This window comes from Streptomyces sp. SID5469 (assembly GCF_009862865.1).
Classification (GTDB): domain Bacteria; phylum Actinomycetota; class Actinomycetes; order Streptomycetales; family Streptomycetaceae; genus Streptomyces; species Streptomyces avermitilis.
On the sequence record NZ_WWIN01000001.1, the window covers coordinates 2877737 to 2902897 of the forward strand.

General features: G+C 71.1%; 12 protein-coding genes. 3 read left to right on the top strand and 9 right to left on the bottom strand.

Annotated elements, in window-relative coordinates; translation table 11 throughout:
• The first annotated feature begins 30 nt into the window (after positions 1-30).
• On the top strand, positions 31-870 hold the full coding sequence (locus GTY58_RS12400) for an NAD(P)H-binding protein (protein WP_037652877.1): 840 nt from the start codon (positions 31-33) through the stop codon (positions 868-870).
• 75 nt (positions 871-945) lie between these two features.
• On the opposite strand, the gene fabV is transcribed toward GTY58_RS12400, so the two are convergent.
• Together fabV and GTY58_RS39580 are read right to left on the bottom strand one after the other, a co-directional pair.
• Positions 946-2145: an enoyl-[acyl-carrier-protein] reductase FabV gene (fabV, locus tag GTY58_RS12405; RefSeq protein ID WP_037652876.1), complete on the bottom strand. Its 1200-nt coding sequence runs from the start codon at positions 2143-2145 to the stop codon at positions 946-948.
• Positions 2132-15643 (bottom strand): type I polyketide synthase, encoded by a 13512-nt coding sequence (locus tag GTY58_RS39580; protein WP_042492970.1) that lies wholly within the window; start codon positions 15641-15643, stop codon positions 2132-2134. The genes fabV and GTY58_RS39580 overlap by 14 nt, the downstream gene beginning before the upstream one ends.
• 221 nt (positions 15644-15864) lie before the next feature.
• On the opposite strand from GTY58_RS39580, the gene GTY58_RS12430 reads away from it, so the two are divergent.
• The gene (locus GTY58_RS12430; RefSeq protein ID WP_010983807.1) at positions 15865-16677 is read left to right on the top strand and encodes an AfsR/SARP family transcriptional regulator; all 813 of its coding nucleotides are present in this window, start codon (positions 15865-15867) and stop codon (positions 16675-16677) included.
• 74 nt (positions 16678-16751) lie between these two features.
• Here GTY58_RS12430 and GTY58_RS12435 read toward each other — a convergent pair whose 3' ends face one another.
• From GTY58_RS12435 to GTY58_RS12450, 4 genes are all read right to left on the bottom strand, one after another.
• Complete coding sequence (locus GTY58_RS12435; RefSeq protein ID WP_037650155.1) at positions 16752-17501, bottom strand: SDR family oxidoreductase; 750 nt, start codon at positions 17499-17501, stop codon at positions 16752-16754.
• Between the two features lie 74 nt (positions 17502-17575).
• Complete coding sequence (locus GTY58_RS12440) at positions 17576-18232, bottom strand: response regulator transcription factor (protein ID WP_010983809.1); 657 nt, start codon at positions 18230-18232, stop codon at positions 17576-17578.
• A 574-nt stretch (positions 18233-18806) separates the two neighbouring features.
• Positions 18807-19616 (bottom strand): class I SAM-dependent methyltransferase, encoded by an 810-nt coding sequence (locus tag GTY58_RS12445; protein ID WP_010983810.1) that lies wholly within the window; start codon positions 19614-19616, stop codon positions 18807-18809.
• A 42-nt stretch (positions 19617-19658) separates the two neighbouring features.
• Positions 19659-19919, bottom strand: coding sequence for an acyl carrier protein (locus GTY58_RS12450; RefSeq protein WP_010983811.1), 261 nt, complete (start codon positions 19917-19919; stop codon positions 19659-19661).
• A gap of 248 nt (positions 19920-20167) precedes the next feature.
• On the opposite strand from GTY58_RS12450, the gene GTY58_RS12455 reads away from it, so the two are divergent.
• A complete protein-coding gene (locus tag GTY58_RS12455) occupies positions 20168-21172 on the top strand; it encodes a ketoacyl-ACP synthase III family protein (RefSeq protein ID WP_010983812.1) in 1005 nt (334 codons plus the stop codon).
• 99 nt (positions 21173-21271) lie between these two features.
• Here the strand turns inward: GTY58_RS12455 and GTY58_RS12460 are convergent, their stop codons facing one another.
• From GTY58_RS12460 to GTY58_RS12470, 3 genes are all read right to left on the bottom strand, one after another.
• A complete protein-coding gene (locus tag GTY58_RS12460; RefSeq protein WP_010983813.1) occupies positions 21272-22522 on the bottom strand; it encodes a ketosynthase chain-length factor in 1251 nt (416 codons plus the stop codon).
• Positions 22515-23780: a beta-ketoacyl-[acyl-carrier-protein] synthase family protein gene (locus tag GTY58_RS12465; protein WP_037650150.1), complete on the bottom strand. Its 1266-nt coding sequence runs from the start codon at positions 23778-23780 to the stop codon at positions 22515-22517. Before GTY58_RS12465 ends, GTY58_RS12460 begins: the two co-directional genes overlap by 8 nt.
• 99 nt (positions 23781-23879) lie before the next feature.
• Positions 23880-25079 carry a cytochrome P450 gene (locus tag GTY58_RS12470; RefSeq protein WP_010983815.1) on the bottom strand — a complete coding sequence of 400 codons (1200 nt, stop codon included), beginning with the start codon at positions 25077-25079 and terminating at the stop codon, positions 23880-23882.
• Positions 25080-25161: the final 82 nt, after the last annotated feature.

Genomic DNA, 25161 nt, shown 5'->3' on the forward strand with positions numbered 1-25161 from the left:
CGCACCATCAACCACGCGGAGGTCGGATCATTGGTTACCGTTGTCTTCGGCGCACGTGGAAACGTCGGCCGCAATGTCGCTGCCGGCCTGCTGGCCGTCGGCGAGAAGGTCAGGGGCACCAGCAGAAACCCGGAAGCGGGCGGCTTTCCGTCCACGCTGGAGGTCGTCCAGGCCGACTTGGAGCGCCCCGAGACCCTGCCCGCGGTGCTGGCCGGTGCCGACAAGGTGTTCCTGTACGCCAAACCGGAGCAGATCGAGGCATTCGTGGCGGCGGCGCAGTCCGCCGGCGTCCGGCAGGTGGTCCTGCTGTCGTCGGTGTCGGTCGTGATGGCCACCTCCGAACAGAACCCGATAGCCCGGATGCACCGGACGGTCGAGCTGGCCATCGAGCGGTCGGGGCTGGACTGGACGTTCATCAGGCCGGGCATGTTCGCCACCAACGCCCGTTGGTGGTGGGGGGAATCGATCCGCGGGGAGGGCGTCGTGCGCCTTCCGTACCCGGAAGCGCAGAACGCACCCGTCCATGAGAAGGACATGGCCGCGCTCGCCGTGACCGCTCTGACCGAGCCCGGCCACTCCCACCAGGCCTACACCGTCCACGGATCCGAGTCGCTGACGCTGCGGCGCCAGGTGGAGCACATCGGTGAGGCCCTCGGGCGCCCGATCCGGGTGGAGACGGTCTCTGTCGAGCAGGCGCGGGAGGAATTCGCCGAGAAGGCGCCGTCGAACGTGGCCGAGGCGCTACTGCGCATGTGGGCCGCCGCCGACGGCGTTCCGGCCCCGGTCTCGGTCATCGTCGACAGGATCACCGGCAGGCCCGCGCACACGTTCGCGCAGTGGGCCGCCGACCACGCCGACGACTTCCGCTGAGCCGTCCTCCTCGGCTGACCGCCGTGCGGTGGTCAGCCGAGGAGCAGCGAGATGCCCATGGGTGGACTCCGATGTCTACGACTCCGGCCAGGGCAGGTCGGTCGCGACCGGGACGGTGTAGTCGACGCCGGGGACGTCGAAGCCGTACAGGGCACGGCACTGGGCCCGGAACCACGCGGTGTCGGCCAGCGCGGTGACGGTCTCGGGAGTGATCGACCGCCAGCGTTCGGCCACCGCCGCCTGGACCGGCTCGGACAGCTCCCAGCGATCGAGGCGGATGCGGCCGGAGTCGTCCACGTCGGGCCGGCGCGCGGTGAGCTGGTGCCACAGGTCGAGCGACTGCGCCACGGGGGACGGGAAACGGTCGCCGAGAACGCCACGGAGCAGACTCACGTAGAGCGGGATGCCCGGGATGGCGGTCAGCGCCTGGGTGACCAGGGCGCCGTTCACCGAGGTGAAGGCGCGGCCGTCCACCGCGGCCAGCCGCTCGGTCAGGGCGCGCGCGGTGGACTCCAGGTGGGCCTTGGCGGCGCCGATCGTGCCCCCGCGGTAGATCGCCGAGGTCAGCGGCGAGCCGATGTACGTGAGGGCGACCGTGCGGAAGCCGCTCCGCAGCAGCCCGCGCTCGGCCAGCGCCGTGATCCAGCGGGACCAGTCCTCGCCGCCCATGACCCCCACGGTCGCGGCGGCCTCGGCCTCGGTCGCCGGGGCGACCGTGACCTCCCGCACCTGCGCGGCTCCGTCGTCGGCGAACTCCAGGTTCCGGGTGGTGTGCGGCGCGCCGAGCGGCTTGAGCACCGACTGGTAGGTCGTGCCGCTCCGCGGGTCGGTGCGCCGGGGCGCGGCGACGCTGTAGATCAGGTAGTCCACGCCGCCGAACCGCTCGGCCAGCAGATCCAGCGTCTCGGTCTTCGTGGTGTCGGCAAAGGCGTCGGCGTTGCGGAACGAGAAGTCCGCCCCGAGCTCGCGGGCGATCGCGTCGGTGGCGACCGTGCGATACCACCCGGCGGTCGCGCTGCGATGCCCGGCCGGCCGTTCGAGGCCGATCCCCACGCCGTCGATGCCGTACCGCACCAGCCCGGCGATCGTGCTCGCCAGACCGTAGCCCGAGCTCGACCCGATGACCAGCGCCGTGGGCCGCCGCGCCGGTGGCTTCTCCGGGACCGGCACCTCGGCCCGCATCAGCTCCACGCTGCGGAAGCATCCGACCGGATGCGCGTCGAGCAGAAGATAGCCACGTCCTGTCGGTTTCACGACGCGCTCAGACTGTGTCATCGATGGGGGCATCATCGGCTCCTCTGCCGGATCGGTTGTCGAGCAGTGCCTGCTTGAGGTGCTGGACCAGGTCGTCCGGTGTCGACCGGTGGAACATCGACGCGGTGTCCAGACGCACACCGGTCGCCGAGTCGAGGCGGTTCCGCAGGGTCAGGATGGACAGCGAGTCGAAGCCGAAGTCGAGCAGGATCTGGTTCGGCCGCACCACGTCGGCCGACTCCAGCCCGAGCACCGCCGAGATCTGTGTGGAGATCAGGCCGGACAGCGTCCGGTCCTGTTCGGCCTCCGCCATCGACGCGAGCCGTTGCCGCAGCGATGTGACCGAGACCGCGCCTCCGCTCGCCGTGCGTTTGCCGGTGGTCTTGACCAGCGACCTGAACAGCGGCGGCAGCGCCTCCCCGGCCTCGGCCTGCCTGGTCAGCTCGGCCAGATCCAGCCTGGCCGGGATCCACACGGGTTCGTCCGCGCGGCAGGCGGTGTCGAACAGCGCGACGGCCTCCCGCGCCCCCAGCACGCCCACTCCCGCGTTCCCGCCACGGGACGGTGCGTCGTCCGCCGTCCAGGGCCCCCAGGCCAGCGACACCGCGGGGGCGCCGCGCGCCCGGCGCCGTCGGGCCAGCGCGTCCAGCGCGACCGCTGACGCGGCCGTGGCGGCGGTTCCGGCACCACCGACGGTTCCGGCGAACGACGAGCACAGGACGAGGGTGGCCTCCCCGATCTCCTGGTCGAGGACTCCCGCGGCACCGACCATCGCGCCCACCACCTCGGCGAGCGCGTCCGGGGCTTGAGACGGTGGCGCAGACAGGGTTCTGTCGTGCGGCGGAGCCTGCGGTATGTGCACGACCATGGTCAGCGGACGCTCCGCGGGCAGACGGCCGATCAGCTCCCGCAGCGCCGTGCGGTCGGCCGGATCGCACGCCGCGGTGGTGACGGCGGCGCCCAGCGCGGTGAGTTCCGCGGTCGGCTCGGGGGCTTCGGCGCCGGTGAACAGCAGATGCCGTACCCCGTGCACGGAGACGAGGTGCCGCGCCAGTCGCTCGCCCATGGGTGTGGTCCCGCCTGTGATCAGCACGGTGCCCTCGTGGCCGGCGAACCGCTCCCTCGTACCCACCGGTGCGCCCGGGGCGAGCCGTGGCACCCTGACCCGACCCTCGCGCAGGGCCATCTGCGGCTCGCCGGACATGACGGGCCTCGGCAGCGCACGCCAGGACGCCTCGTCGGCGTCCACGTCGGCGAGGACGAACCGTCCGGGGTTCTCCGCCTGCGCGGACCGGACAAGCCCCCACACCGCGGCGCCCGCGAGGTCGGCGCCGGCAGGGTCGAAGGCCGGCACGGCGGCGGTGGTCAGGAACACCACGGTCGCCGTGGCGAGCCTCTCGGCCGACTGCACCGCGTTCAGCCGGCTCAGTGTCTCCCGCACGGTGGCGGCGACCTCCGCGCCCGTCGGCACGGTGAGCAGCAGATAGTCCGGCGCGTCCCCGTCGGCTTCGGCCAGGGCGTCGAGTCCCGGGTATGCCCGGGCGTACACGCCTGCGGCCGTCAGCCCCGCCGCGGCGCGGAGCGGATCCTCGCCCACGACGGCCCAGTTCGCCTTCCGGGGCGACGACTTCGCGAGGTGGTCGACCCATGCCTCCCGGTGGAGCACGCCGAGTTGTACGACCCCGGCGGCCCGCAGCTCCCCGGGTTCGACGGGCGTGGTACCGACGGTGAACTCGGCGACCGGATCACCCACGGTGTCGGCCAGCGTCACCGACACCGAGCCGGCGCGGTCCGGGCCGATCCGCACCCGCAGGGCGGACGCGCCGACCGCGTGCACGGCGACTCCGCGCCACGATGTCGCCAGCCGGGGGCCCTCGGTGCACGCGGCGTGGAGGGTGGCGTCGAGGAGGGCGGGGTGGATGGTGAAGGCGTCGGGCTCGGTGGGGAGGGAGATCTCGGCGTAGACGTGGTCGTTGTGGCGCCACATCCGGTGCAGCCCCTGGAACACCGCACCGTAGTGGTACCCCTGGGCGGCCAGGGTCTCGTAGGAGACGTCCACGGGCCGTGCCCCGGCGGGGGGCCAGGCCGTGAGGTCCCAGTCCGGGGACGGCGTCTCGGCGTCCAGGACACCCGTCGCGTGACACGTCCAGGACGTGGCCGTGCCCATGTCCGGCCGGGCGTCGATCCGCACCGTACGCCCGCTCTCACCGGCGGCCGGCTCGCTCACCTCCACCCGTAGCCGTACGGCGCCGTGCTCGGGCAGGACGAGCGGGGACCGCACGGTCAGCTCACGGATGCTGCCGGCGCCGACCCGGTCGGCGGCGTACACCGCCAGCTCCACGAACGCGGCGCCGGGCACCACGAGGGTGCCGGCCACCTGGTGGTCGGCCAGCCAGGGATGAGTGGCCAGGGACACCCGGCCGGTGAAGACCGTGCCGGCCGCACCCTCGACGACAGCACCGAGCAGGGGATGGCCGGCCGCGGTCAGCCCGACCGCACCGACATCACGACGGCCGGTGTCCGGGGTCAGCCAGTACCGCGTCCGCTCGAACGGATAGGAGGGCAGGGTGACATGTCCGCCACGGCTCTGGTCCGCCGGGTTCCAGCGGTCGACGGCCCCCGCGGTGAAGGCATCCCCGGCCGACCACAGGAAGCTGTCCAGGCCACCGTGATGGCGACGCAGAGTCCCGATGGCGCGGGCCGGAGTGTGCGTGCTGTCGATGGTCTCCTGCACACCGGCGACCAGAACCGGGTGCGGACTGCATTCGATGAAGGTGTCGAAGCCGTCCGCCAGCAACAACCGGGTGACGGCCTCGAACTCGACGGTTTCGCGGAGATTGCGGAACCAGTAGTCCGCGTCGAGCTCGGTGGTGTCGATCCGCCGCCCGGTGACGGTCGAGTAGAAGCGGAGGTCACCGGCTCGCGGGGTGATCGGCGCCAGCAGATCCATGACGTTCTCGCGCAGTCGGTCGACGTGGCAGGAGTGCGAGGCGTAGTCGACGGGGATACGCCAGGTACGCACGTTCTCGGCCTCGAACACGGCCTGCAGCTCGTCGAGAGCCCCCGCGCTGCCGGAGACGACCGTGGACGTCGGACCGTTGATCGCGGCGATCTCGACATCGCCGCCCCACCGCCCCAGACGCGGCCGCACCTCGTCCACCGACAGCCCGACCGACACCATCCCGCCCCGCCCGGCCAAGGCCCGGATCGCCTGACTGCGCAACGTCACCACACGCGCCGCGTCCTCCAGCGACAGAACCCCCGCCACATACGCGGCAGCGATCTCCCCCTGCGAATGCCCCACGACCGCATCCGGGCGCACCCCGTGCGCCTCCCACAACGCCGCCAGCGACACCATCACCGCGAACAACGCCGGCTGCACCACATCCACCCGCGACAGCAGCACACCACCGTCATCGCTCAGCAGCACATCCAGCAGATCCCACTCCACGAAGGCGGACAACGCCTTCGCGCACTCCTCGAGACGGGCCCTGAACACCGGAGCACCCGCATACAACTCCCGCGCCATCGCACCCCACTGCGAACCCTGCCCCGGAAACACCAACACCGTCCCGCCGGCCCCGGCGACCCCCGTCACCACGCCATCGCAAGGAGCACCCTCCGCGAGGGAACCCAGCCCCACCAGCAACTCCTCACGCGTGGCACCCAGCACCACGCCACGCCACTCGAACGCGGTACGGGCCGCCAGCGTCGCCGCCACGTCCTCCAACGGCACCCCGGTATCAGCGGCGGCCTCGGCGATCCGCCCCGCGTGGGCCCGCAGCGCCTCCTCACTCCGCGCCGACAACACCCACCCGACCGGCCCCGCCTGCTCCGTGAAAGACACCGGCCCCGCCGGCAGGACGGACCCCGCCGGCGGGACGGACTCCTGCGGCAGGACGGACTCCGACGGCGGGACGGACTCCGGCGGCAGTGACTGTTCGGCCGGCGGCGCCTGCTCCAAAATCACATGCGCGTTGGTGCCGCTGATCCCGAACGACGACACCCCCGCACGACGCGGCCGGCCCTCCGAACGCCACTCACGCGACTCGGTCAGCAGCCGAACTCCCCCGGCACTCCAGTCCACATGAGACGTCGGCTCATCCACATGCAACGTGGCGGGCAGCACCCCACGACGCAGCGCCTCCACCATCTTGATCACACCACCCACCCCGGCCGCCGCCATCGTGTGACCGACGTTCGACTTCAGCGAACCCAGCCACAACGGCCGGTCCTCCGAACGCCCCTTCCCATACGTGGCCAGCAACGCCTGCGCCTCGATCGGATCACCGAGCCTCGTCCCCGTACCATGCGCCTCCACCACATCCACATCACCCGCGCCCAGCCCCGCATCCGCCAGCGCCAGACGAATCACACGCTGCTGCGACGGACCGTTCGGAGCCGTCAACCCGTTCGACGCACCGTCCTGGTTCACCGCCGAACCCCGCAGCACCGCCAACACCCGATGCCCACGGGCACGCGCCACCGACAACCGCTCCAGCACCACAAGACCCGCACCCTCACCCCAACCGGTCCCATCCGCCGACTCCGCGAACGCCTTGCACCGCCCATCAGCGGACAGCCCACGCTGCCGGGAGAACTCCACCAACACCCCGGGCGAGGACATCACGCTCACACCACCAGCCACCGCCAGGGAGCACTCCCCGCTCCGCACCGCCCGGGCAGCCTGATGCAACGCGACCAACGACGACGAACACGCCGTGTCCACCGTCACCGCCGGCCCCTCCAAATCCAGGAAATACGCCAACCGGCCCGACGTGACGCTCCCACTGGTACCGGTGAGCAGCAGCCCATCGGCCTCCGCGGACCCCTCGTGCATCGGCGGCCCGTAGTCCTGCGACATCGCGCCGATGAACACGCCCGTGTCGCTGCCGCGCAGCGATCCGGGCTCGATCCCGGCGTCCTCCAGCGTCTGCCACATGGTCTCCAGAAGCAGTCGCTGCTGCGGGTGCATCGCCAGCGCCTCGCGCGGCGACACCCCGAAGAACCCGGCGTCGAACTCCCCCGCGTCGTCGAGGAAGTAGCCCTTGTCCACGTAGCTCTTGCCGGTCCGTCCGGGGTCCGGGTCGAACAGGTTCTCCAGATCCCAGCCACGATCGCGCGGCAGCCCGGACACGGCGTCCCGACCCGACCGCACCAGCTCCCACAGAGCGTCCGGCGACGACACGCCACCGGGAAACCGGCAGCCCATCCCGACGACGGCGACCGGATCATCGTCCTCCGCCGTGGCGGCCGCAGCGGCCGGAGCGACGGCCTGGGTGCTCCCGCCGAGCAGCTCCTCGCGCAGGAACGCGGCCAGCGCGGACGGGGTCGGCCGGTCGAACGCCACGGTGGCCGACAGCCGCAGTCCGGTGACCTCGTTGAGCCGCTTGCGGAGTTCCACCGCGGACAGCGAGTCGAGGCCGAGCTCCCTGAACGCGACGGCCGGCTGTACGGAGTCGGCGCCGGCGTGGCCGAGCACGGTGGCGGTGTGGGAGCGCACCAGATCGAGCAGCTCGCGGTCGACGTCCTCGGCCGTGTGGCCGGCCAGCCGGTCGGCGAGCGTCGACGCGGTCGCCGTGACGGCGGTCGCCGCGCGCCGCGCCCGGACCAGCCCGCGCAGAACCTCCGGCAGGGTCGCCCCCGCGGCCTGCGCACGCAGCCGGTCCAGGTCGAGCGCGACCGGTGCAGCGGTGGCCTCACCTCGGGCGAACGCCGCGTCGAACAGCGCGACGCCCTCGTCCGACGGAAGCGGCTTCAGCCCAGTGCGCGCCATGCGGGCGATGTCCGCGTCGTTCAGGCCGCGGGTCAGTTCGCTGCGCTCGCTCCAGAACCCCCACGCGAGCGAGGTCGCCGGAAGTCCGGTGGCGTGGCGGTACTGGGCGAGCGCGTCGAGGAACACGTTCGCGGCGGCGTAGTTCGCCTGGCCCGCGTTGCCGATCGTGCCCATGATCGAGGAGAACAGCACGAACGCGGACAGCCCGAGGTCCTTGGTCAGGTCGTGCAGGTTCCACGCCGCGTCCAGCTTCGGCGTGAGGACGGCGTCGATCTTCTCCGGTGTCATCCCGGCGATCAGCCCGTCGTCCAGGGTCCCGGCGGCGTGCACCACGCCGGTGAGCGGGTGGTTCGCCGGGACTGCCGCGAGCAGTGCCGAGAGCGCGCCCCGGTCGGCCACGTCGCACGCGGCGATCGTCACCTCGGCGCCCAGCCCGGACAGCTCGGCGACCAGGTCCGCGGCTCCCGAGGCGTCCGGTCCGCGCCGGGAGACCAGCAGCAGGTGCCGCACCCCGTGCTGCGTGACCAGGTGCTGGGCGAACAGCCTGCCGAGTGTTCCGGTACCTCCGGTGAGCAGCACGGTGCCGTCGGTGTCCCACCGTGACGGCGCCTCCGGCCCGCGCCGGCCCTCGGGCTCCGGCCGCCCCGGCATGCCCGCGGGTCCCCGTGGGCCGTCCTGGGAGCTCGCCCTGGCCAGTCTCGGCACCACGACCCGTCCGTCACGCAGCGCGAACTGGGTGGCGCCGCCGGCTAGCGCGGACGGCAGCGCGGCCGACGAGCGAGCGTCCTCGTCCACGTCGGCCAGGATCAGCCGGCCGGGATGCTCGCTCTGCGCGGAGCGGAGCAGCCCCCAGAGGGGCGCGGTGGACAGGTCCGGTACGGGCTCGCCGGATCCGGTCATCACCGCGCGCCGGGTCACCACGACCAGCCGCGCCTCCCCGAAGCGTTCGTCGGACACCCAGGCCTGGACCAGGTCGAGCGCACGGTACAGCGCCGTGCGGGCGGCTCCGGGGACGTCTGCCGTCTCATCCCCTTCGATGCATACGACCACGTCGGACGAGTCGCCGGGTATCGCGGACAGTTCGGTGAACCGTCGCCAGTCGACGCCGTCCGCCGTCGCCGCGCGCAGGCCGAACGGGTCGTGGCCGAGCAGCGAGAGCCGGGTGGGCGGTGCCGCGTCCGCCGACGGCGCGGGTGTCCACTCCAGGTGCAGCAGGGAGTCCCGGCTGACGGCCGCGGAGCCGAGGTCGGCGAGGTCGGCCGGAAGCATGGCCAGCGACGCCACCTCTGCCACGGGCATGCCGGCGCCGTCCGCCGCGCGCAGCCGTATCGCGTTGTCCCCCGCAGTCGTCACTGACACGCGCAGCGCGGAGGCGCCGGAGGCGTACAGCGTGGCGCCTTCCCATGCGTACGGCAGTCGTATCCGGCCGTCGCTCGGCAGGACCTGACTCATGAGTGCGGCGTGGAGGGTGGCGTCGAGGAGGGCGGGGTGGATGGTGAAGGCGTCGGGCTCGGTGGGGAGGGAGATCTCGGCGTAGACGTGGTCGTTGTGGCGCCACATCCGGTGCAGCCCCTGGAACACCGCACCGTAGTGGTACCCCTGGGCGGCCAGGGTCTCGTAGGAGACGTCCACGGGCCGTGCCCCGGCGGGGGGCCAGGCCGTGAGGTCCCAGTCCGGGGACGGCGTCTCGGCGTCCAGGACACCCGTCGCGTGACACGTCCAGGACGTGGCCGTGCCCATGTCCGGCCGGGCGTCGATCCGCACCGTACGCCCGCTCTCACCGGCGGCCGGCTCGCTCACCTCCACCCGTAGCCGTACGGCGCCGTGCTCGGGCAGGACGAGCGGGGACCGCACGGTCAGCTCACGGATGCTGCCGGCGCCGACCCGGTCGGCGGCGTACACCGCCAGCTCGGCGAAGGCGGCGCCGGGCACCACGAGGGTGCCGGCCACCTGGTGGTCGGCCAGCCAGGGATGCGTGGCCAGGGAGATCCGACCGGTGAGGACCAGGCTGGTCGCCCCCTCGGTGACCGCGCCGAGCAGGGGATGGCCGGCCGCGGTCAGCCCGCTGGCGGCGATGTCACGTCGGCTCGTGTCGGGCTCGAGCCAGTACCGCGTCCGCTGGAAGGGGTAGGTCGGCAGGTCGGCATGACGGCCGTCGTGCGGACGTGCGGGCGTGTGCTGGGTGGTGGCGCCGGCGGTGAACGCCTCGCCGGTGGAGCGCAGGAAGCTGTCCAGGCCACCGTGATGGCGACGCAGAGTCCCGATGGCGCGGGCCGGAGTGTGCGTGCTGTCGATGGTCTCCTGCACACCGGCGACCAGAACCGGGTGCGGACTGCATTCGATGAAGGTGTCGAAGCCGTCCGCCAGCAACAACCGGGTGACGGCCTCGAACTCGACGGTTTCGCGGAGATTGCGGAACCAGTAGTCCGCGTCGAGCTCGGTGGTGTCGATCCGCCGCCCGGTGACGGTCGAGTAGAAGCGGAGGTCACCGGCTCGCGGGGTGATCGGCGCCAGCAGATCCATGACGTTCTCGCGCAGTCGGTCGACGTGGCAGGAGTGCGAGGCGTAGTCGACGGGGATACGCCAGGTACGCACGTTCTCGGCCTCGAACACGGCCTGCAGCTCGTCGAGAGCCCCCGCGCTGCCGGAGACGACCGTGGACGTCGGACCGTTGATCGCGGCGATCTCGACATCGCCGCCCCACCGCCCCAGACGCGGCCGCACCTCGTCCACCGACAGCCCGACCGACACCATCCCGCCCCGCCCGGCCAAGGCCCGGATCGCCTGACTGCGCAACGTCACCACACGCGCCGCGTCCTCCAGCGACAGAACCCCCGCCACATACGCGGCAGCGATCTCCCCCTGCGAATGCCCCACGACCGCATCCGGGCGCACCCCGTGCGCCTCCCACAACGCCGCCAGCGACACCATCACCGCGAACAACGCCGGCTGCACCACATCCACCCGCGACAGCAGCACACCACCGTCATCGCTCAGCAGCACATCCAGCAGATCCCACTCCACGAAGGCGGACAACGCCTTCGCGCACTCCTCGAGACGGGCCCTGAACACCGGAGCACCCGCATACAACTCCCGCGCCATCGCACCCCACTGCGAACCCTGCCCCGGAAACACCAACACCGTCCCGCCGGCCCCGGCGACCCCCGTCACCACGCCATCGCAAGGAGCACCCTCCGCGAGGGAACCCAGCCCCACCAGCAACTCCTCACGCGTGGCACCCAGCACCACGCCACGCCACTCGAACGCGGTACGGGCCGCCAGCGTCGCCGCCACGTCCTCCAACGGCACCCCGGTATCAGCGGCGGCCTCGGCGATCCGCCCCGCGTGGGCCCGCAGCGCCTCCTCACTCCGCGCCGACAACACCCACCCGACCGGCCCCGCCTGCTCCGTGAAAGACACCGGCCCCGCCGGCAGGACGGACCCCGCCGGCGGGACGGACTCCTGCGGCAGGACGGACTCCGACGGCGGGACGGACTCCGGCGGCAGTGACTGTTCGGCCGGCGGCGCCTGCTCCAAAATCACATGCGCGTTGGTGCCGCTGATCCCGAACGACGACACCCCCGCACGACGCGGCCGGCCCTCCGAACGCCACTCACGCGACTCGGTCAGCAGCCGAACTCCCCCGGCACTCCAGTCCACATGAGACGTCGGCTCATCCACATGCAACGTGGCGGGCAGCACCCCACGACGCAGCGCCTCCACCATCTTGATCACACCACCCACCCCGGCCGCCGCCATCGTGTGACCGACGTTCGACTTCAGCGAACCCAGCCACAACGGCCGGTCCTCCGAACGCCCCTTCCCATACGTGGCCAGCAACGCCTGCGCCTCGATCGGATCACCGAGCCTCGTCCCCGTACCATGCGCCTCCACCACATCCACATCACCCGCGCCCAGCCCCGCATCCGCCAGCGCCAGACGAATCACACGCTGCTGCGACGGACCGTTCGGAGCCGTCAACCCGTTCGACGCACCGTCCTGGTTCACCGCCGAACCCCGCAGCACCGCCAACACCCGATGCCCACGGGCACGCGCCACCGACAACCGCTCCAGCACCACAAGACCCGCACCCTCACCCCAACCGGTCCCATCCGCCGACTCCGCGAACGCCTTGCACCGCCCATCAGCGGACAGCCCACGCTGCCGGGAGAACTCCACCAACACCCCGGGCGAGGACATCACGCTCACACCACCAGCCACCGCCAGGGAGCACTCCCCGCTCCGCACCGCCCGGGCAGCCTGATGCAACGCGACCAACGACGACGAACACGCCGTGTCCACCGTCACAGCCGGCCCCTCCAGATCCAGGAAATACGCCAACCGGCCCGACGTGACGCTCCCACTGGTACCGGTGAGCACATATCCGTCGACCCCGCCGTGCGGGGTGTCGAGCCGCGGGCCGTAGTCGCCCGCCATGGCGCCGATGAACACGCCCGTGTCGCTGCCGCGCAGCGATCCGGGCTCGATCCCGGCGTCCTCCAGCGTCTCCCAGGCGGTCTCCAGGAGCAGCCGCTGCTGCGGATCCATCGCCAGCGCCTCGCGCGGCGACACCCCGAAGAACCCGGCGTCGAAACCGGCGATGTCGTCGAGGAATCCGCCCTGCCGGACGTACGTCCGCCCGGAGGTCTCCGGGTCCGGGTCGAACAGGTTGTCCAGATCCCAGCCACGATCGCGCGGCAGCCCGGACACGGCGTCCCGACCCGACCGCACCAGCTCCCACAGAGCGTCCGGCGACGACACGCCACCGGGAAACCGGCAGCCCATCCCGACGATGGCGATCGGATCGTCGGCGTCGCCGTCACGAAATGCCGGGACGCTCGGCGCGCCCTCCGCGTCGCCGTGTCCGGTGAGCTTCGCGTGCAGGAACGCCGCGAACCGATCGGGGGTGGGGTGGTCGAACACCAGCGATCCCGGCAGAGCCAGACCCAGCTCCGAGGACAGCCCAGCGCACAGCTCGACCGCGGTGAGCGACGTCAGGCCGAGGTCCTTGAACGACGTCAGCGGCGTCATGTCGGCCGCGTCGTACCCCAGGACGGCCGCGAGGTGGGTGCGCACCAGATCGAGCAGGCTCCCGCGGTCGTGGACCCGCGCCGGCTCCGCGGCGGGCGCGGCCTCGCGCGCCTCGCCGATCCAGTGTCGGCGGCGCTGGAAGGCGTACGTGGGCAGCACGACCCTGCGGCCGCCGTCCAACAGCGGCGTCCAGTCCACCGGCGCCCCCGTGGCATGCAGGGTGCCGAGCGCCCTGAGCAGGGTGCGGACCTCCGCCTGCCCGGTGCGCAGCGTGGCCACCGCCGCCGGCGCCTGCTCGGCGAGGGTCTCCCGGGCCATGCCGGCGAGTACGGGGTCGGGGCCGAGCTCGAGGTAGCGGGAGACGCCCGCGTCGTGCAGGGCGCGGATGCCGTCGGCGAAGCGGACGGTGCCCCGGATCTGACGTGCCCAATAGTCGGGGTCGGTCAGCTCGTCCGTGGTGGCGGGGCGTCCGGTGAGGTTCGAGACGACGGGGATCCGGGGAGCGTGAAAGGTCAGCCCGCGGATGGCGTCGGCGAACTCGTCGAGAACTCCGTCGAGATGGTGGGAGTGGAACGCGTGGCTGACGTTCAGCCGCTTGGTCTTCACTCCTGCGGCGCGGAAGGACTCCGCGGTCGCGAGCACCGGGTCGGCGTCTCCGGAGATCACCACCGAGCGGGGCCCGTTGACGGCGGCGATGCTCACCCCTGACACGGGCAGCAGCGCCCGCACGTCGCCCTCGTCGGCGTTGACGGCCACCATCGCCCCACCGGACCGGGCGGCCTGCATCAGCCGTCCGCGCGCCTCGACGAGCGTGCAGGCGTCGGACAGCGACAGCACCCCCGCGACGTGCGCGGCCGTGACCTCACCGATCGAATGACCTATCAGATGCGTCGGACGCGCTCCGAACGACTCCATCAGCCTGAACAGCGCCGTCTCCAGCGCGAACAGCGCCGCCTGCGTGTACCGGGTCCGGCCGAGCAGGTCCGCGTCGGACCACACGATCTCCCGCAGCTCTCCGCCCAGCGACGGATCCAGTTCCGCGCACACCGCGTCGAAGGACTTGGCGAACACGGGGAAACGCGCGTACAGATCCCGTCCCATGCCGGTTCGTTGCGCGCCCTGCCCGGTGAACATGAAGGCCGTCCCGCCCTCGGCGACCGCACCGGACACGACGTTCGGCGCCGGCTGGTTGGCCGCCAGCGCGGCCAGTCCCTCGCTCAGCTCGGCCGGGTCCTCGCCGATGACGACGGCGCGGTGCGGCAGCGCGGCACGGGTGGTCGCCAGCGAGAACCCGATGTCGAGCGCGTCCGGGCCGTCCTGTGCGGCGAGGTGTCCGGCCAGCCGTTCGGCCTGGACCCGCAGGGCCCGCTCGGTGCCGCCGGACACGAGCCAGGGAACGGTGCCCGCCCGCACGCCGTGGTTCTCCTCGGCAGGGGACGGATCCAGGGCCTGCGCGAGCACAAGATGGCAGTTCGTGCCGCCCATCCCGAACGAGGACACGCCGGCCACCCGCGGCTCGTCGCCGGGCCATGCGCGCAGCTCGGCGGCGACCTCGATGCCCAGCTCGGCGAGCGGGATGTCGTCCGCCGGGGCGGCGAAGTTCAGACTCGCCGGGACCTGGCCGTGCTGGACGGCCAGGGCCGCCTTGATGAGGCCGACGACCCCCGCCGCTCCCTCCGCGTGCCCCACGTTGGTCTTCGCCGACCCCACCACCAGCGGCCGGTCCCGGTCGGCGAAGACCGCGGCCAGCGCCGCCGACTCCACGCGGTCCCCCACGGGGGTTCCGGTGCCGTGCAGCTCCACGTATCCGACCTCGGCGGACCGCGTCCCGGCGTCGGTGAGGGCCGCCCGCAGGACGTCCTCCTGCCCCGCCCGGCTCGGCGTGGTGAGCTGCTCGCCGCCGCCGTCGTTGTTCACCGCTCCGCCGCGGATCACGCACACGACGTCGTGGCCGTACGCGTGGGCGTCCGCCAGGGGCATGAGCACGACCAGGCCGGCGCCCTCGCCGCGCACGTAGCCGTTGGCGCGCCCGTCGAACGTGTAGCAGCGGCCGTCCGGCGACAACGCGCCGAACTCGCTCGCGGTCGCCGTCGACTCCGGCGAGAGGATCAGGTTGACCCCGCCCGCGAGCGCCCACGCCGACTCCCCGCGTCGCACGCTCTCGTACGCCTGGTGCACGGCAACCAGGGCGGAGGACTGTGCCGAGTCCACGACCACGCTCGGGCCGGACAGTCCCAGGAAGAAGGAGATCCGATTCGCGAGGACACCACGCTGGAGCGAGGACAGGGTGAAGCTGTCGATCGCTCCCGCGCCCTGGTCGCGCACCAGACCGGCGTAGTCGTCCCCCATCGCCCCGAGGAAGACTCCGGCCCGGCTGCCCCGCGCCGCCGACGGGTCGACTCCCGCGTGTTCGAGCGCTTCCCACGCGAGTTCCAGCATCAGCCGCTGCCGTGGGTCCATCGCCGCGGCCTCGCGGGGCGACACCCCGAAGAAGCCCGCGTCGAAATCCGCGACGCCGTCGAGCAGACCGGCCCTGGCCACCCGGGTGCCGACGTGGACGGCGCGGTCCGCGGGAACCCCACCGACGGCCTCCCGGCCGGCCGCGAGCAGCTCCCAGTACGCCTCGGGCGAGCTCGCGCCCGGAAGGCGGCACGACAGACCGACCACCGCGACGACGTCCTGACCACTCGTTTTCACGAAGTTCTCTGTCATGACAGCGGAATCTCACTCTGCTCTCGGGAAGGGTGGGCTCGGCCGGTGCCGCCGCTCGCAAACCTCTCGTCCCGGCAATGCGACGAAGGTTGTAGAGGACACGATCCGACTCGGTCACCGGGGTGGGACCTTCGCCTCGCAGCATTGCCTGCCCGGCAAAGGGATCGGCAGAGTCTGGGTCGAGGCCCGACCCGACGTTCACTGTGTGGAGGCATTAGCCCGTGTTGCGATTCCAGGCACTCGGCCGCCTAACCGTCACCAACGACCTGGGCGACTGCACGCCGACCGCGCCGATGGCGCGGCGGGTGCTGGCGCAGCTGCTCTTGTGCTCGAACAACATCGTCATGCTCGACGCGATCATCGATGAACTATGGGGTGACAAACCGCCGAAGAGTGCCGTCCCCACCGCGCAGACGTACATCTACCAGCTGCGGCGTCAGTTCGAACCGTGGGTGCCGGAGGGTACGGTCGAGCAGGTGCTCGCCACCTGCGGCACCGGCTACATGCTCCGGGTGGACCCGGACCAGCTCGACCTGGCAGCGTTTCTCCGGCTGTCCAAGCAGGGGCGGACCGCGCTCGCCGCCGGCGATCCGGCCGCGGCCGCGCGGTTACTGAGACAGGCCCTCGATCTCTGGTCGGGGCCGGCGCTCGCCGATGTGACCGCCGGCCCGTCGATCCAGGCGCACGTCGTCCATCTCACGGAGCAGCGGGCGCACACCGTCGAACTGCGCATCCAGGCGGACGCAATGCTGGGACGGCACCGGGAACTGGTCGGGGAGCTGAAGGCGATGCTGCTGACCCACCCGCTCAACGAGTGGTACCACGCGCAGCTGATCAAGGCGCTGGCCTCCAGCGGCAGGCGGAACGAATCGCTCGTCGCCTACCAGCATCTGCGCCGGACGCTGTCGGCCGAACTCGGCCTCGAACCCTCGGGGGTGCTGCGGGAACTCCATCAGGAGGTGCTGGCCGGACGCGACTCCTGGTCGGACTGGGGGGTCTCGGGGAGGCCCCTCGCGGAGCAGCTCACCCGGTAGTCACCGCCCCGCGGAAAGCACGGGGATGGATCGAGGATCGCCGCGCGGCGATCCTCGACCGCGCCGGTGTCGTCCTACCTGTTGTGCAGGAGCCGGCCGCCGTCGACGACCAGGGTGTGCCCGGTGATCCAGGATGCCTCGTCCGACAGCAGGAAGGCCACGGCGGCGCCCACGTCGGCGGGTTCGCCGAGGCGCCTCAGCGGGATGGAGCCGATGACCTTGTCCTCCCTGCCCTCGACGTTCGCCCGGGTGAAGTCGGTGAGGACCGTGCCGGACGCGACGCCGTTCACCCGGACCGCGGGGGCGAGCTCGTTCGCCATCTGCCGGGTGAAGTGGTTCAGCGCCGCCTTGGCCGTCCCGTAGGCCGTGCCGTCGGGAACGGCGAGTTCCCCGGCGATGGAGGAGATGTTGACGATGGCGCCGCCGTGCTCGCCGAGCCAGCCGTGCCAGGCCGTCTGGACCCAGGTCAGGGCGGACATCAGATTGATCTCGACGGTGCGCCGGTACGACGCCAGATCGACATCGACCAACCGGCGGGCGGTCCGCTCCGTACCGCCGACATTGTTGACCAGCAGATCGAGGGATCCGAACCGGTCGACGGCGGTCTCCACCGCGATCCGCTGGTGCTCGGGGTCGCGGGCGTCACCGGCGACCCCGAGGGCCCGTTCCTCGCCGAGTGCGGCGGCCGCCTTGCGCAGCTCGTCCTCAGTGCGTGAAGTGATCACGACGTTCGCGCCCCGCTCCACCAACGCGGTGGCGATGCCGAAGCCGAGACCGGTCCGACCGCCCGTCACCAGCGCGGTCTTGCCCTCTAAGCTTGCCACAGTCTGCGTACCTTCCCTTGATCTGCGCCTGCGGTTATTGCGCCTTGTCAGTCGGCGGCATTTCTCCCGGCGTTTCACCCGGCGCGGGCGATGAGCCCGATGGAAACCGCCTTGTTGACCGCTTCGAGCCGGGAGCGAGCGCCCAACTTCGTGAAGATGGTGCCCAGGTGGCGCTTCACGGTTCCCTCGGCGATAGTCAGTCGCCGCGAGATCTGCCGGTTGCTCATGGCCTTGCTCACCAGGGTCAGGATTTCTATCTCGCGCCGGGTGAGCTTGTCCTGGCAGTTCGCCGTCGTGGCGATGTGCGTCAGCGCCTCGACGGATATGTGGAGCACGATGCGGATGTTGTCCGCGCACACCGCGCGGATGCTGGACACCAGGTCGTTCCGGCTCGCCGACTTGTTCAGATAGCCCCGGACGCCGCAGTCGAGCAATTGGCGCACCAGCGCCGGATCGTCGGGCATGCTGACGATCAGGATTCTCGCGTTCGGCGAGGTGGAGCGGATAGCGTGCGCTGTTTCGGTCACCGACTCGTCAGGAATGTTCCCGTCGAGCAGCACGACGCCGGGCTGTTCGATCTCACAGTGCGCGATGCCGGCGGCACCGCTGGCGGCGACGCCGACGACGACCATGTCCGGTTCCACGTTGAGCGTCTCGCACACCACCTCGCGCAGCAGCGCGTGGTCGTCGATCAGTACGATCCGCAACTGGCCGGCGCGGTCAGGCTGCATGCTGCGCCCCCGGATCGGGCAGCGGTTCCCACGACGGTGCCAATATTCCCGCCAAGCGGCGTACGGAAAATCTTGCAGGCTCCGTCACGGAGCTGACGCCGATAGGCTCTGCCGTTTTCCATTCAAGCTCCCGCTTGACTTTACAGACTGCGATATTGACATGTCGTTTTATTGCTAAGGATTTTGCCGCAACAGCTGCCATAACCCCCCCATATTCGCTGGCGCGCGACATACCGTAGCCCGGGGCTCCACTTCCCAACAAGATCGAATCGAGCCGTTTTAACCTTTCTTGGTGAAGGAGTTCAGGGCGGCAAGCCCGGTACATCCCGGGCGTTGCTCCACTGCTTCGGTTCACGACTGTTCAACAGCCCGGAACCACCGTGTGGCACCCGGAGGGGGAGTCGATAAAGCGCGATCCCGGGGGTACACGGTGGCCTGTACCGGTTTGACCTGCAGTGACCGTTGAAGCCGGTACGTGCGGCGGACGGACTCACGACTCGCGCCGCGGCGGCCGACCCCTTCGGAACTACTGGGAGCCTCTCTTTCGACGCCGCCTATTTCCGGCGGATCGCCTTTACTTCGGCACCCGCACGACGGTCGTGTACGTGTGGTTGGTCACCATCTCGAATTCCGGGTCCAGGAGTTTCTCCCGGATTACGGAGAGGTCGGCTTCGGTCAGAGATGTCTGACTCAGCAGGAAAGGCTCCAGCATGGTGCTGTGCAGTCGGGCGAGCCGCGCGGTCGGCGCCCCGCCCTCCCCCGGTGCCCGGAAGTCGCGCACCGTGATGTCCCGATAGCCGGCGGCGGACAGAACGTCCGGCGTACGCGCCGCCCATTCGAAATCCATACCGGTTTCTCCGGCGAGTTTGTGCACGCCGTCGTGGTATTCCTGGAAGATGCGCGCCGTGTATGCGTCGACCGGGGACTTGATGATGCCCTCGTCAGCACAACCGCAGTACCAGTCGGTGAGCACCAGCGCACCGCCCGGCCGGAGATGTGCGGCCAGCCTCGCCGCGACCGCTTCCTTGTCGGCCACGTGCATCAGCACCAGCCGGGCGTGAATGAGATCGAACGCGTGCTCCGGCCACGGGTCCTCGACGAGGTCGTGGCGGATCGCCTCGATCCGCGGATGGCTGGGTACGTGCTGGGGCTTGAGGTCGCTGGCCACCACATGTCCGGACGTCCCCACCCTGGCGGCCAGCCAGCGGGCGACGGAGCCGTCCCCGGCGCCCACCTCCCAGCAACGCCACCCATGCCCGACGCGTACCTCCTCACCCAGGGTGCGGAAGGTCTCCCTGTTGAGGATCTCGGAGAGCAGGCCGAGCTGCTCGGGTGCTTCCGGCGCGCCGTTGTCGAAGCGTTGCTCGTGCTCTGTTCTGTACATGGTCTTCTCCTTGGTGAGCCGTCCACGCCACCGGCCCCGCAGCTAGATCGACGCGGGCAGCAGCTCGTTGACCAGTTCGACGAACTGCTTCGGGGTCGAGTTCTTGCTCGCCTTGTCGTCATCGGGCAGGCCGATGCCGAGTTCACGCTCGACCAGGAGCGTCACCTCCACCATCGCGACCGAGTCATAGCCCATATCGGCGAACGTGATGTCGGCGATATCGCCGTCCAGGTCGAATCCCTCGTCCTCGCCGGCCGCCTGGCGTATGTACCCCACCAGGTCCGCCTGAGTGAAAGTCGCCATTGTCGATCCCTTCGTCTCGTGACGTCGAAACCAACATCGCCGGGAGGCTTCGACACCCAGTCGAGTTTCGGTCGACGGAGGCTCCCGGTATTCGGCCTCGGGACCGTCGGGATGCGCGCACCGCGGCACGGCCTCTCGTACGCACCACGGCGAGGCCTCGCCTGGGCCTCGAACGAGTCTCCGCCGGACATGACGACCATGACCGGATAGGGGAAACCCGAGGCAATCCGATCCGTGGGAGGAAGAAGATGAGCGACGGACTCTACATCGCCGCCGCGAGTTCGTGGCTGCCCGAGCGGCTGACACTCGACGAGGCGGAGCAGGCCGGCCTCGCCGATCGGGCGCGGGTCTGGAACACCGGCATCGAGTCGGTGTGCGTCTCGCCGGACAAGTCGGCGCCGGAAATGGCGGTGCTGGCGGCACGGGACGCCCTCGGGCGCGCCGCGGTCGGGGCGGAGGACCTGCAGCTGCTGCTGCACGCCTGCGCGTACCACCAAGGTCATGACATGTGGCCGGCGGCGTCGTACGTCCAGCGCTTCTGCGGCGGTGGCTCCTACCCGGCCGTCGAGGTCCGCCAGATGTCCAACGGCGGCATGATCGCCCTGGAACTCGCGGCCGGCCACCTGCGCGCGTACGGCGGGTCGACCGCCCTGGTCACCACGGCCGACCGGTTCAGCCTGCCCGGCTTCGACCGGTGGCGCAGCGACCCGAGCACCATCTGCGGCGACGGCGGCACCGCGGTGGTGGTGTCCACCCGCACCGGCTTCGCCCTGCTCCGCGGACTCGCTACGGTGTCGGATCCCGGGCTGGAGCACGGCAGCCGGGGCGAGCGGTTCAGTGACGCGCCGTTGGCCGCGCGAGCGCCGATCGACCTGAACAGCGACTCCCTGGTGCGCGAACTCGGAGTGGAGGCCCTGCTCAACCGCATCGAAGCGGGGCAACGGGAGGCGTTCGACCGGGCCTGTGCCCAGGCGGACGTCAAACTCGGCGACATCGACTGGTACGTGCTGCCGAACCTGGGCCGGACCCGGATGCGGGCGCAGTACTTCGACCCGTTCGGCATCGATCCGCAGCGCTCGACCTGGTCCTGGGGCCGGCGGGTCGGGCACCTCGGCGCGGGCGACCAGTTCGCCGGTCTCGCCCATCTCGTCTCCGAGGGCGCACTGGAGCCGGGGCAGACGTGCCTGCTGGCAGGCGTCGGCGCCGGCTTCACCTGGACGGCCGGCATCCTGGAGATCATCGCCAGGCCGTGAGCCGGAGGACACCGTGTCGAGGTGCCCGCGTCACCAGCGGGTGCCTCGTCCGGGGCGACGCCGGTGGCAGCCGTCATGGACGGCTGCCACCGGCGTTCGTCATGCCGCCGTCAGCACCACCGCGGAGTTGATGCCGTCGCTGCGGGCCAGTACCAGAGCGGTGGACACGGTCGTCTCCCTCGGTCGGTCGAGCACCAGGTCGAGCTGGTCGGACCGGACGGGGTCGGTCACATTGATCATCGGCGGGATGACGCCGTGCCGCATGCTCAACGACGCCGTGGCCACGTCGAGCGCCGGGCCACCGGAGTACAGCCGGCCGGTCATCGTCTTCGGCGCGGTCACCGGAACACCCCGTGGACCGAACACGGCGGTGACGGCGGCGGCTTCCGCGCGGTCGAGTTCGCCGACCCCGGCCGCGTCCGCGAACACGACGTCGACCTCGTCGGGCGTCACACCGGCGTCCGCCAGCGCGGACTCGATCGCCCGGCGCAGCCCGGGCTCCCGTGCCGAACCGGGCCGCGGGTCGAAGGTGGTGGCGTACCCGGCGATCTCGCTGTACGGCCGGGCGCCTCGGCCGCGCGCGTGTCCGGCCTCCTCGACGACGACCATGGCGCCGCCCTCTCCGGGTACGTAGCCGGACGCGGCGGTGTCGAACGGCAGGTAGGCCTGGGTCCGGTCGGCGACCGTGCTCATCCGGCCGGTGGTCAGCTCGATCGTCCACCCGAGCGGGCACATCGCGCTCTCCACGGCGCCGCACATCACCACCGGCAGGCCGTCGACCACGTGCCGGCGGGCCTGCGCTATGGCGTCCAGGCCGCTGGTGTTCCCGGTCAGGACGCCGCCGGGGCCGTGCCACCCGTGCCGGATGGAAATCTGACCCGTGTTCACCGCGTAGAACCACGAGAACGAGAGATAGGCGCTCACATGGTCGCTGCCGAGGCTCCAGAGCTTCTCCAGCTCGCGCTGGCTGTACTCGAGGCCGCCCGCGGAGAGACCGGTGACGATGCCGACCTGGTCCTCCGGGAGCGCGGCCGGATCGAGCGAGGAGTCCCGGACAGCGGCGTCCGCCGCCATCAGCACCAGCCGGGTGGTCTGGTCGGTCTGCGGCACCAGACGTCCGGGGATGTACGCGCGCACGTCGTAGTCGGCCACCTCGCCCGCCAGTGTGGCCGGGTACTGCTCCGGATCGAAGCGGGTGACCCGGTCGATGCCGCCCCGCCCATGGAGGACGGCGTCCCAGTACTCGTCGGTGTCGAACCCGTTCGGCGCGACCACCCCGAGACCGGTGATCACCGCACGAGGACGCTCCGGCGTCGTGCCGTTGTCGTTCTCCGGGACTGCCCTACTCATCGGATCCCCCCTGGGTCAGCACCATGGCGCTCTGGAAACCGCCGAACCCGCTGCCGACCTTGAGCACCGTCCGCAGGTCCGCCTGTCGCGCCGACAGCGGCACGTAGTCGAGCCCCAGTTCCGGGTCGGGTTCGTGCAGGTTGGCGGTCGGCGGAATGAGCCCGGCGTCGATGGCCAGCGCGCATGCCGCGATCTCGATCGAGCCGATCGCGCCCAGCGAGTGCCCGATCATGGACTTGATCGAACTGACCGGCGTCCGGTAGGCGTGGTCGCCGAGAGTGCGCTTGAACGCGTCGGTCTCGTGCGCGTCGTTCTGCTTCGTACCGGAGCCGTGCGCGTTCACGTAGTCGACCTGCTCGGGCACCCGCCCGGCCATCCGCAGCGCCACCTCGATGGCCTTGGCCAGTTCCGGGCCCTCGGTCCTGAGTCCGGTCATGTGGTACGCGTTGGCGCGCACGTCCCATCCGCCGATCTCCGCGTAGACGCGCGCGCCGCGTTCCCTGGCGTGGTTCAGCTCTTCCAGCACCAGCATCGCGCTGCCTTCGGCGAGCACGAAGCCGTTCCGGGTGCGGTCGAACGGGCGGGACGCGGTGGCCGGTTCGTCGTTGCGCGGCGTCGTCGCCTTGATCGCGTCGAAGCAGGCGACGCAGATCGGTGAGAGGGACGCGTCCGAGCCGCCGGCCAGCATCACGTCGGCGGAGCCCTCGCGGATCAGCCGCGCCGCGTGGGACACCGACTCGATGCCCGCGGTGCATCCCGTGGACACCAGGGACACGGGGCCTTCCGCCCCGACCGTCCAGGCCACGTCCGCGGCGATCGACGTCGGGACGAGATAGTTGTACATGTGCGGCACCGCGTACTCGTGGTCAAGGAGCCACTTGCGGCCGCCGTCGGAGAGCACGTTGTACTCCCGGTCCAGGCTCATCGTGCCGCCGATGGCGCTGCCGACGCTGACCCCGCAGCGATGCGGGTCCGTCTCGGCCAGGTCGAGTCCGGCGTCCGCGACGGCTTCCCTGGTCGCGGCGACGGCGAGCTGCGCGCTCCGGTCCATGCGCCGGATCTCCTGCGCGGAGAAGCCCTCCGCGACCGGGTCGAAATCGCACTCGCCCGCGATCCGGGAGCGGAACCCGGACGCGTCGAAGAGCGAGATGGTGCGTATGGCCGAGGTGCCGGAGGAGATCAGCTCCCAGAACTCCTTGGCGTTTCCTCCGCCCGGGGCGCGCACTCCGATACCCGTGATGGCGATCCGGCGGGTCATCGTGCCCTCACCGCTCGCGCGCTGACTGCTGTATTCGGCATGTGGGTCTCTTTTCTGATGACGGTCCATGGCGAGAAAGCGGAATCGTCGATGCCGGGGTCAGGCATCGAAGGTGACCGGCAGGGCTTCCAGTCCTCGGACCGTGAGGCTCCGCTGCCATCGCAACTGCTCCGGCGGTACGGACAGCGCAAGGCCGGGCAGCCGGCGCAGCAGTCCGTGGAACGCGATCCGGCCCTCCAGCCGGGCCAGGGGAGCACCGAGGCAGAAGTGCGCACCCCGCCCGAAGGCCACGTGGGCGGGGTCCGCGCGGGTGACGTCGAAGTCGTCCGGTGCCGGGAACTTCGCCCCGTCCCGGTTGGCCGATGCCAGGGACAGGAGCACCGGGTGGCCCTTCTCGATGCGCGTGCCCGCCACCTCGATGGGTTCGAGCGGGAACCGCCACGTCGCCGTCTCGAACGACCCGTCGTACCGCAGCATCTCCTCCAGCGCCGAGTCCACCAGTTCCGGTCGCTCGCGCAGCAGGGCGAGTTGGTCGGGGTGGCGCAGCAGGGCCAGGGTGCCGTTGCCGATCAGATTGACCGTCGTCTCGAAGCCGCCGACCAGCAGCAGGGACATCATGGACAGCAACTCGGCCTCGTTCAGCCGGTCGTCGTCGTCCCGGGCCGCGATCAGCGCGTCGACCAGTCCGTCGGCCGGGTCCTGACGGCGCTTGTCGACCAGTCGGGTCAGATATTCGAGGAGGTCGCGCAGTCCGACCGGCCGCGCGTCACCGCGGTCGGCCTGGGCGGAGTCGGTGTTCGTCCACCGCCGGAAGTCCTTCGTCCACTGGCGGAACACGTCCTGGTCCGCCTTGGGCACTCCCAGCAGTTCACAGATCACCGTGATCGCCAGCGGGAACGCGAAGTCGCCGATCAGCTCGGCCTGCCCGCGGGGCACGATCGTGTCGAGGAGCCCGTCCGTGATGTGCTGCACCTGTGCGCGCAGGCCCTCGACGCGGCGGGCGGTGAAGGCGGTCGAGACCAGCCGACGCAGCCGCGTGTGTTCGGGCGCGTCCGTGGTCAGCAGATGCGTCCCGAGCCCGGTCCGGTCCTCCAGCGGTCTCCCCTTGCCCGCCTCCTGCCAGTCGAGCGGTGCGTTGCGCGGGTCCTTGCTCATCCGGGGATCGGACAGCAGCTTCCGCACGTCCTCGTACCGGGTCACCAGCAGTCCGTAAAGGCCGCGGCCCTCCAGGACCTGCCGGACCGGTTCCTCCGCACGTAACCACGCGTACTCGGGATAGGGATCAGCGCCGAAATCCATCCTCCGCCTCCTCTGCCTCGGTGTTCGGTTCCTGACCGGCCTCGCGTCCCACCCGGACCTGATCCCTGCCGGCCCGGCCTTC

Excerpts from the sequence above, each read along its gene's own strand:
- fabV (WP_037652876.1), bottom strand. The coding sequence starts at position 2,145 with ATGACACAGTCTGAGCGCGTCGTGAAACCGACAGGACGTGGCTATCTT.
- GTY58_RS39580 (WP_042492970.1), bottom strand. The coding sequence starts at position 15,643 with ATGACAGAGAACTTCGTGAAAACGAGTGGTCAGGACGTCGTCGCGGTG.
- GTY58_RS12440 (WP_010983809.1), bottom strand. The coding sequence starts at position 18,232 with ATGCAGCCTGACCGCGCCGGCCAGTTGCGGATCGTACTGATCGACGAC.
- GTY58_RS12445 (WP_010983810.1), bottom strand. The coding sequence starts at position 19,616 with ATGTACAGAACAGAGCACGAGCAACGCTTCGACAACGGCGCGCCGGAA.
- GTY58_RS12450 (WP_010983811.1), bottom strand. The coding sequence starts at position 19,919 with ATGGCGACTTTCACTCAGGCGGACCTGGTGGGGTACATACGCCAGGCG.
- GTY58_RS12455 (WP_010983812.1), top strand. The coding sequence starts at position 20,168 with ATGAGCGACGGACTCTACATCGCCGCCGCGAGTTCGTGGCTGCCCGAG.
- GTY58_RS12460 (WP_010983813.1), bottom strand. The coding sequence starts at position 22,522 with ATGAGTAGGGCAGTCCCGGAGAACGACAACGGCACGACGCCGGAGCGT.
- GTY58_RS12465 (WP_037650150.1), bottom strand. The coding sequence starts at position 23,780 with ATGACCCGCCGGATCGCCATCACGGGTATCGGAGTGCGCGCCCCGGGC.
- GTY58_RS12470 (WP_010983815.1), bottom strand. The coding sequence starts at position 25,079 with ATGGATTTCGGCGCTGATCCCTATCCCGAGTACGCGTGGTTACGTGCG.